The organism is Mycobacterium sp. 20KCMC460 (assembly GCF_022179425.1).
GTDB classification, from domain to species: domain Bacteria; phylum Actinomycetota; class Actinomycetes; order Mycobacteriales; family Mycobacteriaceae; genus Mycobacterium; species Mycobacterium kiyosense.
In genome coordinates, this window is sequence record NZ_AP025524.1 from 4278854 (window position 1) to 4294027 (window position 15174).

The window sequence follows — 15174 nt, forward strand, 5'->3', positions numbered from 1 at the left end:
GACGATTTCTTGAAGCGACCGCGCACGCGGTCACTTCAAGACAGTCGCGCGGTCGCGACAGTACCGCCGAAATCTCAGAAGGTGCAGGGCATGCTGCGGATCGCGTGGATGAAGTTGCCGACGACGTACGACGGTTCGCCGGCCTGGATTTCGGGAACCTGGCGGAGCAACTCGCCGAACAGGGCCCGCAGTTGCGCCCTGGCCACGTGCGCGCCCAGGCAGAAGTGCACGCCGCCGCCACCGAATCCCAGGTGCGGGTTGGGATTTCGGGCCAGGTCCAGGCGTTCTGGATGGTCGAACGCATCGCGGTCCCAGTTGCCGGAGGCGTAGAACATCGCCACCTTCTCACCGGCGCGGATCTGCTGGCCGCCCAGCTCGCAATCCGTTGCGGCGGTGCGGCGGAACGTCATCACCGGAGTGGCGTATCGGATGAACTCCTCGACGGCCGTGCCGATCCGGTTGTCGAAATCCTCTTGCAACCAAGCCTTCTGGTCGGGAAAGTCGGTCAGCGCTTTCAGCGCGTGGCTCGCGGTCTGGCGAGTGGTGTCGTTACCGGCCACCGCGAGCAGCACGAAGAAGGCGGCCACATCGGCGTCGGTGAGCCGGTCGCCGTCCACCTCGGCGTTCACCAACTCGCTGAACAGGTCGTCGCCGGGCTCCTCGCGGCGCTGTGCGGCCAGCACCCCGGCCACCTGGTGCAGATACATCTGATTCTGGACCAGCAGCTCGAGCGGGTTACGCCCGGCGAGGTATTCGGGGTCCGCCCAGGACACCACCGCATCGGCGGCGCTGGCCACCTGGTGCTCCTCGGACGCCGGAATGCCGGCGATTTCGGACAGGGTGCGGATGGGCAGTTCTTTGGCACACAGGTCGACGAAGTCGGCGCCGCTGCCGGCCGCCCGCAACTCCTCGACGATGGTGCGGGCGTTGCGCTGGATGGATTCCTCGATGCGGCGGACCTGACGCGGGGTGAACGCGGCGCTGACCAGCTTGCGCAACTTGGTGTGTCGCGGCGGATCCATGGCGAGGAAGGACTGCGAGGCTTCCAGGAGTTCTTCGGGGATGTCGGCGAACATCACCCCCTTGCCGGACAGGAACACCTCGTTGTTGCGGCTGACGGTGACGATGTCGGCGCGCCGGGTGACGGCCCAGTAACCGGGGTCGGCGGGGTTCTCGATCAGGTCGCCTTCGACGGGCGGCTGCCAGCTCACCGGGCGTTCGGCACGCAGCGCAGCGAACGATCGCTCTCGTTCGGCGGCCGTCGAGGTCCAGAACGCTTTCGACGAGAGGTCGATCGCGTCGTAGGGACGGGTGGTGGCATCGGTCGGGGACGAAGTGCTCGCAGAGCTGGTCATCGGGGCGATCCTCACGTCGACTATGGCGTCGGTCACAACGGGCTTTTCCTGACGATATGCCTAGACATAACGTCTAGTCAACACGTCAGAGCATCCGTTATGCTCGGACGATGCCGACCGTGACCCGCAAATCCCCGGGCAATCGCGAACAGGGCCGCCGGCAACGACAAGAGCAGATGGAAGCCCGGCTGCTGGAAGCCACCGAACGGCTGATGCGCGACGGCACCAGCTTCACCGAGCTCAGCGTCGACCGGTTGGCGACCGAGGCAGGCATCTCCCGCGCCAGCTTCTACATCTATTTCGAGGACAAGGGCCACCTGCTGCGCCGGCTGGCCGGTCAGGTGTTCCACGATCTGGCCAGCAACGGGCGCCGCTGGTGGGATGTGGCCTCGCGGCGCAATCCCGACGACGTCCGCGCCGCGATCTCCGGCATTATCGCCAGCTACCGTCGCCACCAGCCGGTGCTGATCGCCCTCAACGAGGTTTCCGGCTACGACCCCACCACCGCCCACGCCTACCGGGAACTGTTGGGCGCCGTCATCGAGCAGGTAACCCAGGTCATCGAGGAAGGCCAGGCCGACGGCTCCATCCGCAGTACGCTGCCCGCGGTCACCACCGCTTCGGCCCTGACCTGGATGGTGGAACGGGCCTGCCAGCAGAACCTTCCTGCCCAGCCCCGCGAATATGACATCGAACTCGCCGCGACGTTGGTCGAAATCATCTGGGGTGCACTGTATCTGGAGCCGGCCAAGTAGGTCCGCACCCGCCAGCTCAGACGGCCACCAGGTCGTCGGCGTGCACGGCGGGCCGCCGCAGTTCATCGGGTAGCGCCGAGGTGGACCGGCCCATCATGGTGGCCAGTTCGGCAGCGTCGTAGGCCACCACGCCGCGCGCCACCACCGTTCCGTCGGGCCCGCACAATTCGACGACGTCGCCGCCGAAGAACTTGCCCGACACCGCGGTGATGCCCGCGGGCAACAGCGAGCGACGCTGGGAGACGACGGCGCGCACCGCGCCGGCGTCCAGCGCTAGCGACCCGGCCGACTCGGCCGCATAACGCACCCAGAACCGGCGCGCCGACATCCGCTCGGCCCGCGGCGCGAACACGGTGCCCACCGAGGCATCGGTGAGTGCGGACGCGGCATCGTTCGCCGGGGCCAGCAGCACCGGCACCCCGGCGTCGGCGGCCAGCAGCGCCGAGGACATCTTCGACGCCATCCCGCCGGTGCCCAGGTGGCTGCCCTGGCCGGCGATCACCCCGTCCAAGTCCTGCGGGCCGGTCACCTCGGGAATGAACTTGGCGCCCTTGACTTTTCGCGGATCCGCATCGTAGAGGCCGTCGATGTCGGAGAGCAGCACCAGCGCCTCGGCGCCCACCAGGTGCGCGACCAGCGCGGAGAGCCGGTCGTTGTCGCCGAACCGGATCTCGTTGGTAGCCACCGTGTCGTTCTCGTTGACGATCGCCACCGCGTGCAGCGCGCGCAGCCGGTCCAGGGTGCGCTGGGCGTTGGTGTGCTGGACCCGCATGGAGATGTCGTGCGCGGTCAGCAGTACCTGCCCCACGGTTCGGCCGTACCGGGCGAACGCCGCACTCCACGAGTTCACCAACGCGACCTGCCCAACGCTGGCCGCCGCCTGCTTGGTCGCCAAATCCTTTGGCCGACGCGCCAACCCGAGTGGCTCGATACCGGCGGCGATGGCCCCCGAGGACACGATGACGACGTCGGTGCCCGCTTTCATCCGCGCCTCGATGGCATCGGCCAGATCGGCCAGCCGACCGGCGTCGAACATGCCCGACTCGGTGGTCAGCGCCGTGGTGCCGACTTTGACGACCAGACTGCGCGCGGTACGGATGGCGTCGCGATGCGGGCTTCTCATCCGGGTTCGCCAGGTTGCGCATCGCGTTCGCGGCGCTGCCGCCGGGCCGCCTTGCGCTCCGAAGCACCCATCCGGTCGGTGCGCTCCAACCGCGCGTCGGTGCCCCGCCCGGTCAACGGAACATCAATTCCCGCAGGGGTTTGCGGCTCCCAGTCGAAAGTCATGTCACCGATGGTCACCGCGCAACCGGGTTGCGCGCCCAGGCGCAGCAGTTCATCCTCCACGCCGAGACGGGCCAACCGGTCGGCCAGGTATCCGACGGCCTCGTCGTTGTCGAAGTTGGTCTGGCCGATCCAGCGCTCGGGCCGGGCGCCGGTCACCACGAAACCGCCCTGCCCATCCGGTTCCACGGTGAAACCACTGTCGTCCACCGGAACCGGGCGGATCACCGGTCGCCGCGGCACCACCGCAGGACGCGCCGCGTGGTACTCCGATACCATCTGCCACAGCCCGAAGATCAACGGCTGCAACCCTTCTCGGGTCACCGTCGACACCAGGAACACCGGCCAGCCGCGCTGCGCGATCTCGTCGCGGACGAACTCGGCCAACTCACGGGCCTCGGGCACGTCGATCTTGTTGAGCACCACCGCCCGTGGCCGCTCGGCCAGGTCGCCCAGCACCGCGTCGCCCTGCAGTGTGGGCGTGTAGGCGGCGAGTTCGGCTTCCAGAGCATCGATATCGGAGATGGGGTCGCGACCGGGCTCGGCAGTGGCGCAGTCCACCACGTGCACCAGCACCGCGCACCGCTCGATGTGCCGCAGGAAATCCAGGCCCAGACCGCGGCCTTCCGACGCACCCGGAATCAGACCCGGCACGTCGGCCACCGTGAAGGAATTCTCGCCGGCCGAGACCACACCCAGGTTGGGAACCAGCGTGGTGAAGGGATAGTCGGCGATCTTGGGCTTGGCCGCCGAGATGACCGACACCAGCGAGGACTTGCCCGCCGACGGGAAGCCGACCAGCCCGACGTCGGCGACCGTCTTGAGCTCCAGGGTGAGGTCGCGGGCCTGCCCGGGCTCGCCCAGCAGTGCGAAACCCGGGGCCTTGCGGGCTCGGGAAGCCAGCGCGGCATTACCCAGGCCGCCGCGACCGCCGGCGGCCGCCTCGAATCGGGTGCCCGCGCCGACCAGGTCGGCCAGCAGCCGGCCGTTCTCGTCCAGCACGACGGTGCCGTCGGGAACCTTGACCTCCAGGTCCGCGCCGGCCGCACCGTCACGGTTGTTGCCCATCCCCTGCTTGCCCGACGGCGCGGTCACGTGCGGGCGGAAATGGAAGTCCAGCAGCGTGTGGACCTGCGGGTCGACGACGAAGACGATGCTGCCGCCGCGGCCGCCGTTGCCCCCGTCGGGGCCGCCCAGCGGCTTGAACTTCTCGCGGTGAACCGATGCGCAGCCGTTGCCGCCGGAACCCGCCCGCGCATGTATGACGACCCGATCGACGAATCGAGGCATCGGGCTATCCCCTTAATTGGTCGCGGGCGCACCCGCGGCGCTCAGGCCCGGACTAGTCCGAGCTGGGCCCGACGATGCTCACGGTCTTGCGGCCGCCCTTGACGCCGAACTGGACCGCCCCGGCCGCCTTGGCGAACAGGGTGTCGTCGCCGCCGCGGCCCACGTTGACTCCGGGGTGGAACTTGGTGCCGCGCTGGCGGACCAGGATCTCACCGGCCTTGACTACCTGACCGCCGAACCGCTTGACGCCAAGTCGCTGAGCTGCCGAGTCCCGACCATTGCGTGAGCTGGAAGCGCCCTTCTTGTGTGCCATGTCTGTCGCCCCTAGTCGCTACTTGATGCCGGTGACCTTGAGCACCGTCAGCTGCTGACGGTGTCCCTGCCGCTTGTGGTAGCCGGTCTTGTTCTTGAACTTGTGGATGCGGATCTTGGGCCCCTTGGTGTGCTCGAGCACTTCACCGGTGACGGCGACCTTTTCCAGGGCCTTGGCGTCGGTGGTGACGTCGGCGCCGTCGACGACCAGGGCGACCGGCAGCGACACGCTGGCGCCCGGCTCCGACTCCAGCTTCTCGACCTTGACGACGTCGCCGACGGCGACCTTGTACTGCTTACCGCCGGTCTTGACGATTGCGTAGGTCGCCATCGGTTCTCCTGCCTCTTCGTCCTCGTGCTTCGCGCGCGTGCTAGCGACGGTGCGCGGTGGGTGGTCTTGTGCGGGTTCAGTGCGAGATCTGTGCCCCACTGTCACCGGCCAGCATCTGCCCGGCCTGACGACAACTGTCCAAGGGTACGTGACCAGCGGCTACAGGGTCAAACCGGGCATGCGGCCCAGCGTGTGCTGCTGTTATCCCTCTTCACCTAGTCAGCGTGGATCGGCGGCCCGGCCGGCCGGCCGGCCGCGCGCCGGCGGCGTGGGCCGATAACGGAGACCTGCTCGACCACCACGACAGATGCTCTGGTGTCGGTGGTGTCGTCCTCGTCGCCCTCGTCCTCGTCGTCGTCGGAGTCCTCGTCGTCCTCGTCCTCGTCGGAGTCGTCGTCCTCGTCGGAATCCTCGTCGTCCTCGTCCTCGTCCTCGGTGTCGGCGATCTCGTCGGACTCGTCGTCCTCGACGTCTTCGTCTTCGTCCTCGTCCTCGAGGTCGTCATCCGCCAGGTCCTCGTCGTCGAGGTCATCCTCGTCATCGGAGTCCTCCTCGTCATCGGAGTCCTCCTCGTCGGTGTCCTCGTCATCGGAGTCGTCGGAGTCCTCGAAGTCCGCATCGTCGGCGTCGTCCGCGGCAACCAGGTCGGCGGGCAGTAGCTCTTCGCCCGCACCTGCCGAATCCTCTTCCGACTCATCGGATTCGTCGTCGTCACGGGCGGACGCGGCCATCGCCTTGAACATCGGGTGCTCACCCGGGGCGTGCACCCGCACCTTGGCCACCACGGCCTTTTCACCGTTCTCGTCGGAGCGGTTCTTCTTGGACCGCCGATTGCGCCGGCTGGTGGACTCGGACTTGCGGCCGGTCGCCGGTGCCGAGTCGACCGGGTCGGCGTGCAGCAGAATCCCCCGGCCCGCGCACTGCGGACAGGAACTCGAAAACGCCTCGATCAGGCCGGTACCCAGCCGCTTGCGGGTCAACTGCACCAGGCCCAGCGACGTCACCTCCGACACCTGGTGACGGGTGCGGTCGCGGGCCAGCGCCTCGGTCAATCGGCGCAGCACCAGGTCCCGGTTGGACTCCAGCACCATGTCGATGAAGTCGATCACGATGATGCCGCCGATGTCGCGCAACCGCAGTTGGCGCACGATCTCCTCGGCGGCCTCGATGTTGTTCTTGGTGACGGTCTGTTCCAGGTTGCCCCCGGAGCCGGTGAACTTGCCGGTGTTGACGTCGATCACCGTCATGGCTTCGGTCCGATCGATCACCAGGGTGCCGCCGGACGGCAGCCACACCTTGCGGTCCATCGCCTTGGCCAGCTGCTCGTCGATGCGGTGCACCGCGAACACGTCCGGAGCGTTCTCACTGGCGGGCTCATACTTGGTGAGCTTTGAAACCAGGTCGGGAGCAACGGAATTCACGTAGTCGTTGATAGTCGTCCAGGCTTCGTCGCCGGACACGATCAGCCCGGAGAAGTCTTCGTTGAATAGGTCCCGGATGACCTTGACCAACACGTCGGGCTCTTCGTAGAGCGCCACCGCGGCGCCCGCGGCCTTCTGCTTGGTCTCGGCGGCCTTGGCATCGATCTGGTTCCAGCGTTCCTGCAACCGGGTGACATCGCCGCGGATGTCCTCCTCTTTGACGCCCTCGGATGCGGTGCGGATGATGACGCCCGCATTAGACGGAACGACCTCGCGCAGGATCTCCTTGAGCCGTTGCCGCTCGGTGTCGGGCAGCTTGCGGCTGATCCCGGTCGACGATGCGCCCGGCACGTACACCAGATAGCGCCCGGCCAGGGAAACCTGCGTGGTCAACCGCGCGCCCTTGTGACCGACCGGGTCCTTGCTGACCTGCACCACCACGTAGTCGCCCGGCTTGAGCGCCTGCTCGATCCTGCGGTCTGCCCCGCCCAGGCCGGCGGCCTCCCAGTTCACCTCACCCGCGTAGAGCACGCCGTTGCGGCCGCGGCCGATGTCGACGAACGCGGCCTCCATCGAGGGCAACACATTCTGCACAATGCCCAGGTAAATGTTGCCGACCAGCGATGCCGAGGCGGCCGACGTCACAAAGTGCTCCACGACGATGCCGTCTTCGAGCACCGCGATCTGGGTGTATCGGGCACCTGGGTGCGGAGGTTCGGTGCGCACCCGGTCCCGGACCACCATCACCCGTTCCACGGCTTCGCGGCGGGCCAGGAATTCCGCCTCGCTCAGTACCGGCGGCCGGCGCCGGCCGGCGTCGCGTCCGTCCCGGCGGCGCTGACGCTTGGCTTCCAGCCGCGTCGAACCGTCGATGCCCTTGATCTCACCGGAACCGGACGAGTCGCCGTTGTCCGAACCCGACTTCCCGCCGCGCGGTGCGCGCTCGTGTACGACGGTGTTGGGCGGGTCGTCCGGCGACGGGCTGTCGTCACCGTCTTCACTGGCACCCGACTTGCGCCGCCGGCGCCGCCGGCGACGGCGACTGGCGCCGTCACCCGAACCGTTGTCGTCGTCGCCGTTGTCGCTGCCGTCGGCGTCGTCGCCGTCGCCGTCGTCGGATTCTTGGTCCTGATCGGAATCGGTGCCGTCCTCGCCGGTTTGGCTCTGGTTCTCCCCGGGCCCGTCCGGACCGCCCTGTTCCCCGCGACCGCGGCCACGTCCCCGGCGACCCCGCCGACGTCGCTTGTTGGCCGGGCGGTCGGCCTGATCGTCCTCGTCGTCATCGGCGATGTCGGCGACCTCGTCCTCGGCGTCCTCGTCTACCTCCTCGACGGCGGGGGCAGCAGCCGTAGGTTCGGTGCGCTCGGGCAGCGGCTGCGGTGCGACGAACAGCGGCATGTACGGCGGCCGCTCGGGGGCGGGCCCGGGCGTCTCCGGCGTCTCCGGCGTCTCGAGCAGCAGCCGCGACTCGGGCTCGGCGGGCTGCGCCTCAGCGGCCTCGGCGGCGGCCTCGGGCTGGGTGTCGGGTTGCGCCGCGATCAGGTCGCGCACCCGCACCGCGTCGACCTGATCGACGCTGGAGTGCGCGCTGCGGACCCGCCCGTCCAGCGCGGCCAGCGCATCCAGGACCCGCCTGCTGGTGGTCCCCAGGGTGCGCGCGAGCGAATGGACTCTCAAGCGGTCCGGCAGTTCCTCGTGCGGTGTCGGCTCGTTTGCTGTGTCTGAAGGTGGGGCACCGTCTACCACGTATTCTCCTCAAGCCCCCGGGCGCGTCGTCCTAGTCGACGCGGCCACGCGAGGGCTTCGCTATGAGTCCGGGTCACTTCTCCCGGACTTGTGATGGTCTCGCCCCGAGCGGCCCAGATCGAACCCACTCGGCGCCGTACTGAATGACGGCCCGACCTGCTGCGCCGCACCGCGGACTGGCGATGGTCGCGCTTGTCGAAGTCTTCATTCGGGTGACCGACGCCAGTTCGACGACGTTCACCCGAGAGTCAGTATCCCACACCCAGAAAGCGAGTTGGTCACCCCTGAGCCGGAGGCCCGCACCGCACTACCGGCGCGCCGAGGTCAGAGGCCGGGAAACCAGAGCCCGATCTCGCGCTGGGCCGACTCGGCCGAATCGGACCCGTGCACCAGGTTGTACTGCGTTTCCAGGCCGAAATCGCCCCGGATGGTTCCGGGCGTGGCCTTGTCCACCGGGTCGGTCCCGCCGGCCAGTTGCCGGAATGCCGCGATCGCCCGCGGTCCCTCCACTACAGCGGCCACCACCGGCCCCGAAGTGATGAACTCCAGCAGCGACCCGAAGAACGGCTTGCCGTCGTGTTCGGCGTAGTGCTGGCGGGCCAGCGCGTCGTCGACGGTCCGCAGCTGCAGGGCCGCCAGGGTGAGCCCCTTGCGCTCGATGCGGCTGAGAATCTCCCCGGTCAACCGGCGTTGCACGCCGTCGGGCTTGATCAGTACCAGGGTCCGTTCGGTCACGGTGGCTAAGACTAAAGGTCCGACGGGCTGCACCCAAACCGCTACGCTGCCGGCGGCCCTTCCTGGCGGCGCCGGACCTCGGCCCGCAGATAGGCGATCAGCGCCCACACCGCGGCGAACAACACCCCGATGAACCCCACCGCCGGGTACACCAGGAAGCCCGCGACCAGCGGCAGCTGTGCGGCCAGATTGACCCAGATCGCCCAGGGTTTGCGCTGGACACCGGACAGTGCCACCAACACCACGGCCAGCCCGATCAGGTAGCTCAGCGAACCCGCACCCAGGCCGCCCCCGACCACACCCACCACCGGTATCGCCAGCAGCACCACGATCGCCTCGAGGATGAGCGTGCCCGCCATCACCCCGGCGAAGCTTTTCCACGGGTCCGGCGCGGCGTTGGTAGGCGGCGACTGCCCGGTCATGCCGGATCACGTCCGAACAAGGTGCGGGCTGCGCCGGCGGTGACGACCGATCCGGTGATGACGATTCCGGCGCCGGAAGACAGGTCCTCTGCTTGGGCCGCGTCCACCAGGGCGGTCGCGGCGTCGATGGCGTCGCGCATGTTCTCGGCGGTGACCACCCGGTCGGGTCCGAACCGCTGCTGGGCCGCCAGCGCCAACCCCTCGACGTCGAGAGCTCGCGGCGATCCGTTGTGGGTCACCACGATCGAGTCGAACACCGGTTCCAGCGCGGCCAGGATTCCGTCGACGTCTTTGTCGGCCATCACGCTGAGCACGCCGACCAAGGTCGCGAAGTCGAACTCGTCGGTCAGCGTCCGGGCCAGCGCGGCCGCCCCGGCCGGATTGTGCGCGGCGTCGATGAAAACCGTTGGGGCGCTGCGCATCCGCTCCATCCGTCCGGGGCTGGCGACGGCGGCGAAGCCGGCCCGCACCGCGTCCACGTCGAGTTGGCGCTGGGCCCCTGCGCCGAAGAAGGCCTCGACCGCGGCCAACGCCACCGCCGCGTTGTGCGCCTGATGTTCCCCGTGCAACGGCAGATAGATGTCGGTGTACACCCCACCCAGGCCCTGCAGCTCGAGCACCTGACCCCCGATCGCGACCTGGCGCCCCAGCACCGCGAACTCCGAATCCTCGCGGGCCACCGCGGCATCGGCGCGCACCGTCTGGCTCAGCAGCACCTCCATCGCCTCCGGCTGCTGCCGGCCGATCACCGCGACGGTGTCCGGCGAGCCGTCGGGCGCCCGGGTGATGATGCCCGCCTTCTCGCCCGCGATCCCACCGATGTCGTGACCGAGATACTCCACGTGGTCGACTCCGATCGGGGTGATGACGGCCACCGGTGCATTGATCACGTTGGTGGCGTCCCAGCGTCCGCCCATCCCCACCTCGACGACGGCGACGTCCACCGGTGCGTCCGCGAACGCCGCGAACGCCATCGCGGTCAGCACCTCGAACTTGCTCATCGCCGGGGCCCCGCCAGCAATTGCCTGTTCGTCGATCATCTGCACGAACGGCTCGATCTCCCGGTAGGTCGCCACATACCGGGCCGGACTGATCGGCTTGCCGTCGATCGAAATCCGCTCGACCGCGGCCTGCAGGTGCGGGCTGGTGGTACGTCCGGTACGCATCTGCAGGGCGGTGAGCAACGCGTCGACCATCCGGGCCACCGAAGTCTTGCCGTTGGTGCCCGCGATGTGGATCGACGGGTAACTCAACTGTGGCGAGCCCAGCAGGTCCAGCAGCGCGCTGATCCGGGTCAGGCTCGGCTCGATCTTGGTTTCCGGCCACCGCTGGTCCAGCAGATGCTCGACCTGCAGCAGTGCGGCGATCTCGTCCGGCGTGGGCGCGGCGTCGGTGACCTGTTCGGACCAGTCAGGCTCGGGATTCACTGCAGCGCAGCCAGTCTGGCGGTGATGCGGTCAAATTCCTCTTGCGCGAGCTGCTGACGCCCGCGGATCTTGCCGACGACCGCTTCGGGCGCCTTCGCCAGAAAGTCCGCGTTGGCCAGTTTGGCCGCGGTCGAGGCCAGCTCCTTTTGCGCTGCGGCCAAATCCTTTTCCAGACGCCGGCGTTCGGCGGCCACGTCGATGGTGCCGGAGGTGTCGAGCTCGACCACCACCGTTGCGGTGCTCAGTCGCACTTCCAGCGACACCGACGCACCGAAGTCGTCGCCCGCAGCGGTGAGCCAGGCCAGCGACGTCACCGCGGGTACCTGTCCGGTCAGGTCGGCGTCGTCCACGCCGGTCAGCCGCGCCGGCACCTTCTGCCGGTCGGCCAGGCCCTGGTCGCTGCGGAACCGGCGGATCTCTGTCACCAGCCGCTGCATGTCGGTGATCCGTTGCGCCGCAACAGGATCCAGGGAGATACCGGAGGGCCTGGGCCAGTCGGCGACCACCAACGACTCCTGCCCGGTGAGGGCCTGCCAGAGCGCTTCGGTGATGAACGGAATCACCGGATGCAGCAGCCGCAGCAGCGCGTCCAGGCCGGCGGCCAGCACTGCGGTGGTGTGGGTAAGACCTTGGGCGAGTTGGGTTTTGGCCAGCTCGACGTACCAGTCGCAGAACTCGTCCCAGGCGAAATGATACAGCGACTCACACGCCCGGCTGAACTCGTAGCTGTCGAAAGCCGAATCCACCTCGGCCCGAACCTGTTCCAACCGGCCCAGAATCCACCGGTCGGCGTCGGTCAACTGCTCCGGCGGCGGCAGCGGAGCCAAAGCGGCACCGTTCATCAGTGCATAACGGGTGGCGTTGAACAACTTGGTGCCGAAGTTGCGCGAGGCCCGCACGGCGTCCTCGCCGATGGCCAGGTCGCCACCGGGGTTGGCACCGCGGGCCAAGGTGAACCGCAACGCGTCGGCGCCGTATTTGTCCATCCAGTCCAACGGGTCGATGACGTTGCCCTTGGACTTGCTCATCTTGCGGCCGAACTCGTCGCGGATCAGGCCGTGCAGGAACACGTCGGTGAACGGCACCTGCGGACCGCGCGCACCGTCCAGGGTGATCGCGTCGTCACCGCCGACGTAGGTACCGAACATCATCATCCTGGCCACCCAGAAGAACAGAATGTCGTATCCGGTGACCAGAACGCTGGTGGGATAGAACTTTTCCAGTTCCCGGGTCTTCGACGGCCAGCCCAGGGTGGAGAACGGCCACAGCGCCGAGGAGAACCAGGTGTCCAGCACGTCGGGGTCCTGTTTCCAGCCGTCCGGCGGCGTGTCATCGGGACCCACGCACACCATCTCGCCGTTGGGCCCGTACCAGATCGGGATGCGATGGCCCCACCACAACTGGCGCGAAATGCACCAGTCGTGCATGTCGTCGACCCAGGCGAACCAGCGCGGTTCCAAACTTGCGGGGTGAATCACCGTGTCGCCGTTGCGAACCGCGTCGCCGGCCGCCTTGGCCATCGACTCCACCCGAACCCACCACTGCAGCGACAGCCGCGGCTCGATCGGCTCGCCGCTGCGCTCGGAGTGTCCGACACTGTGCAGATAGGGGCGTTTCTCCTCGACCACCCGGCCTTGCGCGGCCAGCGCCTCGCGCACCGCGACCCGCGCCTCGAACCGGTCCATGCCGTCGAATTGCGTCCCGGTGTAAGCGATTCGACCCCTGGTGTCCATGATCGAGGGCATCGGCAACTGGTGACGCAACCCGATCTCGAAGTCGTTCGGGTCGTGAGCCGGGGTGACTTTGACTGCGCCAGTGCCGAATTCGGGGTCGACGTGTTCGTCGGCGACGACGATCATGTCCCGGTCCACGAAGGGGTGCGGCAGCCTGGTGCCCACCAGGTGCCGGTAGCGCTCGTCGTCGGGGTGCACCGCGATCGCGGTGTCGCCCAGCATGGTCTCCACCCGCGTGGTCGCGACCACGATGTGCGGTTGGGAGTCGTCCAGTGAGCCGTACCGGAACGACACCAGCTCGCCTTCGACGTCCTGGTAGTTGACCTCGAGGTCGGAGATCGCGGTCTGCAGCACCGGCGACCAGTTGACCAGGCGCTCGGCCTGATAGATCAGTCCGGCGTCGTAGAGGCGCTTGAAGATCGTCCGCACCGCCCGCGACAGACCTTCGTCCATGGTGAACCGGTCGCGGCTCCAGTCGACCCCGTCGCCGAGCCGGCGCATCTGGCCACCGATCGCACCGCCGGACTCACGCTTCCAGTCCCACACCTTCTCGACGAACAGCTCGCGGCCGAAGTCTTCCTTCGTCTTCCCGTCGACGGCAAGCTGCTTTTCCACCACGCTCTGGGTGGCGATGCCGGCGTGATCCATGCCCGGTTGCCACAGCACCTCGTAGCCCTGCATGCGCTTGCGCCTGGTCAGGGCGTCCATCATGGTGTGCTCGAGCGCGTGGCCCATGTGCAGGGTGCCGGTCACGTTGGGTGGCGGCAGGACGATCGAGTACGCCGGTTTGGTGCTATTCGGGTCGGCGGTGAAGTAGCCGCCGTCGAGCCACTTCTGATAGATCGTGCCCTCCATCGCGGCCGGATCCCACGACTTGGGCAGCTGGTCGTCGGCGGGGCGGGGGCTGGCGGTCACCGGTCAATTCTAGGAACCGCCAGCCACGCCACCGCTTATGGGCCTGAAACCGCAGCGCAAACGCCCGATTACGGGATGGTGAGCTCCTGGCCGGGGTGGATCAGGTCGGGGTTCGGGATGCCGCTGGCATCCGCGATCACCTGGTACTTGCTGCCGTCTCCGTAGAAACGCTCGGCGATGGCCCACAGGGTGTCACCGGACTCCACGGTGTAGGTCCGCGCGGCGGGCGGAGCGGGCTCGGCCGGCTCTTCGGCAACCGCCTCGGACACCACTTCTTCGGCCGGCGCGCTGTCGTCGGCGCTCTTGTCGTCGGCACCGGCGGCTTCGGCATTCGGGTTGGCCGGCGGCGGCGCGTCGGTCTCGGTCTTGGTGGACCACGCCGGACCGTCACCGGAGTAGAGCACCAGGTTGCGGTCGTCCTGCAGAACCAGTCGGACGTTCTTCTTGCCCTTGGTGTCGGTGTGCCACACCGGCTTGTCGGCGGTGTAGAGCACGAAGTTGCCGTCGCGCTGCACCTCGGCACGCACCACATCCTGACCGTTGGTCGAGGTAGACCACAGCGGCTTGCCCCACACGGCGAGGACCAGGTTGCCGTCGTCCTGCAGGGTCAGCGTGTACGCCCCGTTGTTGGAGACCAGCGACTCCCCCCGCACCAGTTTCTGTCCCTCGGTGAGTGTGTCTGACATGACTTTCCCTCTCAATCTCGTTTGGCCGGTCGACAGACGTCGACCGTGCTACCTACACCCCTGAATTCGAACTACTGACCTCAAGACGGCCCAGACCTGATTCCGATCAACGCAATCCTGTTGTCGCGCTGGCTATTTCTTGCCGCCCAGCAGGCCGCCCAGGATGTCGCCCAGACCGCCCCCCTTGGCGCCCAGCACACTGCCGAGGATGCCGCCGAGAGACTTGTCGTTGCCGCCCCCGAGGATGCTGCCCAGGATGTCACCGAGCCCACCGCCGGAGGTGCGCTGCTGCGCGGCGCTGGTCTCCGGCGCCCCGCCGGAACCGAGCTGTTTTCCTATGTAGGCCAACACAATTGGCAGGATGACCGGCAACAGCTGCTTGAGCAGGTCGCTGTTGCCGGCTCCGCCACTGGCCAATGCCGCTGCGACCTGGTCGGTGTCCTTGCCGCCGAACAGGGTCGCGACGGCCTGATGCCCGGCTGCTTCGTCGACCTGGGCCACACCGCCGCCGGCGTCGAGCAGGCCGCGGGCGGCTTGACCGCTGGCCGCAGACTCGATCTTGCTGGCATTCTCGGGGTCCTGCGAGGTGTGCTGCAATCCGCTCAGTAGCACCGGCACCAGCGTATGTACCGCTTTTTCCACCTCGCCTTGATCGGCACCCAGCTTGGACGCGATGTCCGAGGTGGAGATTTGCGCGTACAGGTCATCGAGCCCGGCCATTGGCTATCCACCTTCGTTGCGGTTGGGTAAAGGCGCGTCACT

Annotated in this window: 13 protein-coding genes; 1 reads left to right on the forward strand and 12 read right to left on the reverse strand. The window is 67.9% G+C overall.

All coding sequences use genetic code 11. The features are described from left to right. Positions 1 to 74: 74 nt before the first annotated feature. Entirely contained in the window at positions 75 to 1355 is a 1281-nt protein-coding gene (locus MKCMC460_RS19740; protein WP_236982063.1) for a cytochrome P450, read from the reverse strand. Between the two features lie 110 nt (positions 1356 to 1465). Here MKCMC460_RS19740 and MKCMC460_RS19745 point away from each other — a divergent pair, with 110 nt between their 5' ends. Next, positions 1466 to 2110: a TetR/AcrR family transcriptional regulator gene (locus MKCMC460_RS19745; protein WP_236982053.1), complete on the forward strand. Its 645-nt coding sequence runs from the start codon at positions 1466 to 1468 to the stop codon at positions 2108 to 2110. A 16-nt stretch (positions 2111 to 2126) separates the two neighbouring features. On the opposite strand, the gene proB is transcribed toward MKCMC460_RS19745, so the two are convergent. From proB to MKCMC460_RS19800, 11 genes are all read right to left on the reverse strand, one after another. Next, positions 2127 to 3233 (reverse strand): glutamate 5-kinase, encoded by a 1107-nt coding sequence (proB, locus tag MKCMC460_RS19750; RefSeq protein WP_236982051.1) that lies wholly within the window; start codon positions 3231 to 3233, stop codon positions 2127 to 2129. Then, the gene (gene obgE, locus MKCMC460_RS19755) at positions 3230 to 4684 is read right to left on the reverse strand and encodes a GTPase ObgE (RefSeq protein ID WP_236982049.1); all 1455 of its coding nucleotides are present in this window, start codon (positions 4682 to 4684) and stop codon (positions 3230 to 3232) included. The genes proB and obgE overlap by 4 nt, the downstream gene beginning before the upstream one ends. A 52-nt stretch (positions 4685 to 4736) precedes the next feature. Beyond that, positions 4737 to 4997: a 50S ribosomal protein L27 gene (rpmA, locus tag MKCMC460_RS19760; RefSeq protein ID WP_236982047.1), complete on the reverse strand. Its 261-nt coding sequence runs from the start codon at positions 4995 to 4997 to the stop codon at positions 4737 to 4739. Positions 4998 to 5015: 18 nt separating this feature from the next. Beyond that, entirely contained in the window at positions 5016 to 5327 is a 312-nt protein-coding gene (gene rplU / locus MKCMC460_RS19765; protein ID WP_180914469.1) for a 50S ribosomal protein L21, read from the reverse strand. Positions 5328 to 5542: 215 nt separating this feature from the next. Next, the gene (locus MKCMC460_RS19770) at positions 5543 to 8494 is read right to left on the reverse strand and encodes an Rne/Rng family ribonuclease (protein WP_236982045.1); all 2952 of its coding nucleotides are present in this window, start codon (positions 8492 to 8494) and stop codon (positions 5543 to 5545) included. Positions 8495 to 8818: 324 nt separating this feature from the next. After that, positions 8819 to 9229, reverse strand: a complete 411-nt coding sequence (gene ndk, locus MKCMC460_RS19775) for a nucleoside-diphosphate kinase (RefSeq protein ID WP_238304722.1) — start codon at positions 9227 to 9229, stop codon at positions 8819 to 8821. Between the two features lie 41 nt (positions 9230 to 9270). Continuing rightward, entirely contained in the window at positions 9271 to 9651 is a 381-nt protein-coding gene (locus MKCMC460_RS19780) for a DUF4233 domain-containing protein (protein WP_236982043.1), read from the reverse strand. Further along, positions 9648 to 11078: a folylpolyglutamate synthase/dihydrofolate synthase family protein gene (locus tag MKCMC460_RS19785; protein WP_236982041.1), complete on the reverse strand. Its 1431-nt coding sequence runs from the start codon at positions 11076 to 11078 to the stop codon at positions 9648 to 9650. Before MKCMC460_RS19785 ends, MKCMC460_RS19780 begins: the two co-directional genes overlap by 4 nt. Then, positions 11075 to 13726, reverse strand: a complete 2652-nt coding sequence (locus MKCMC460_RS19790) for a valine--tRNA ligase (protein ID WP_236982039.1) — start codon at positions 13724 to 13726, stop codon at positions 11075 to 11077. Before MKCMC460_RS19790 ends, MKCMC460_RS19785 begins: the two co-directional genes overlap by 4 nt. 68 nt (positions 13727 to 13794) lie before the next feature. Then, the gene (locus MKCMC460_RS19795) at positions 13795 to 14412 is read right to left on the reverse strand and encodes a LysM peptidoglycan-binding domain-containing protein (RefSeq protein ID WP_236982030.1); all 618 of its coding nucleotides are present in this window, start codon (positions 14410 to 14412) and stop codon (positions 13795 to 13797) included. Positions 14413 to 14544: 132 nt separating this feature from the next. Further along, on the reverse strand, positions 14545 to 15132 hold the full coding sequence (locus MKCMC460_RS19800) for a DUF937 domain-containing protein (RefSeq protein ID WP_236982028.1): 588 nt from the start codon (positions 15130 to 15132) through the stop codon (positions 14545 to 14547). Positions 15133 to 15174 lie beyond the last annotated feature (42 nt).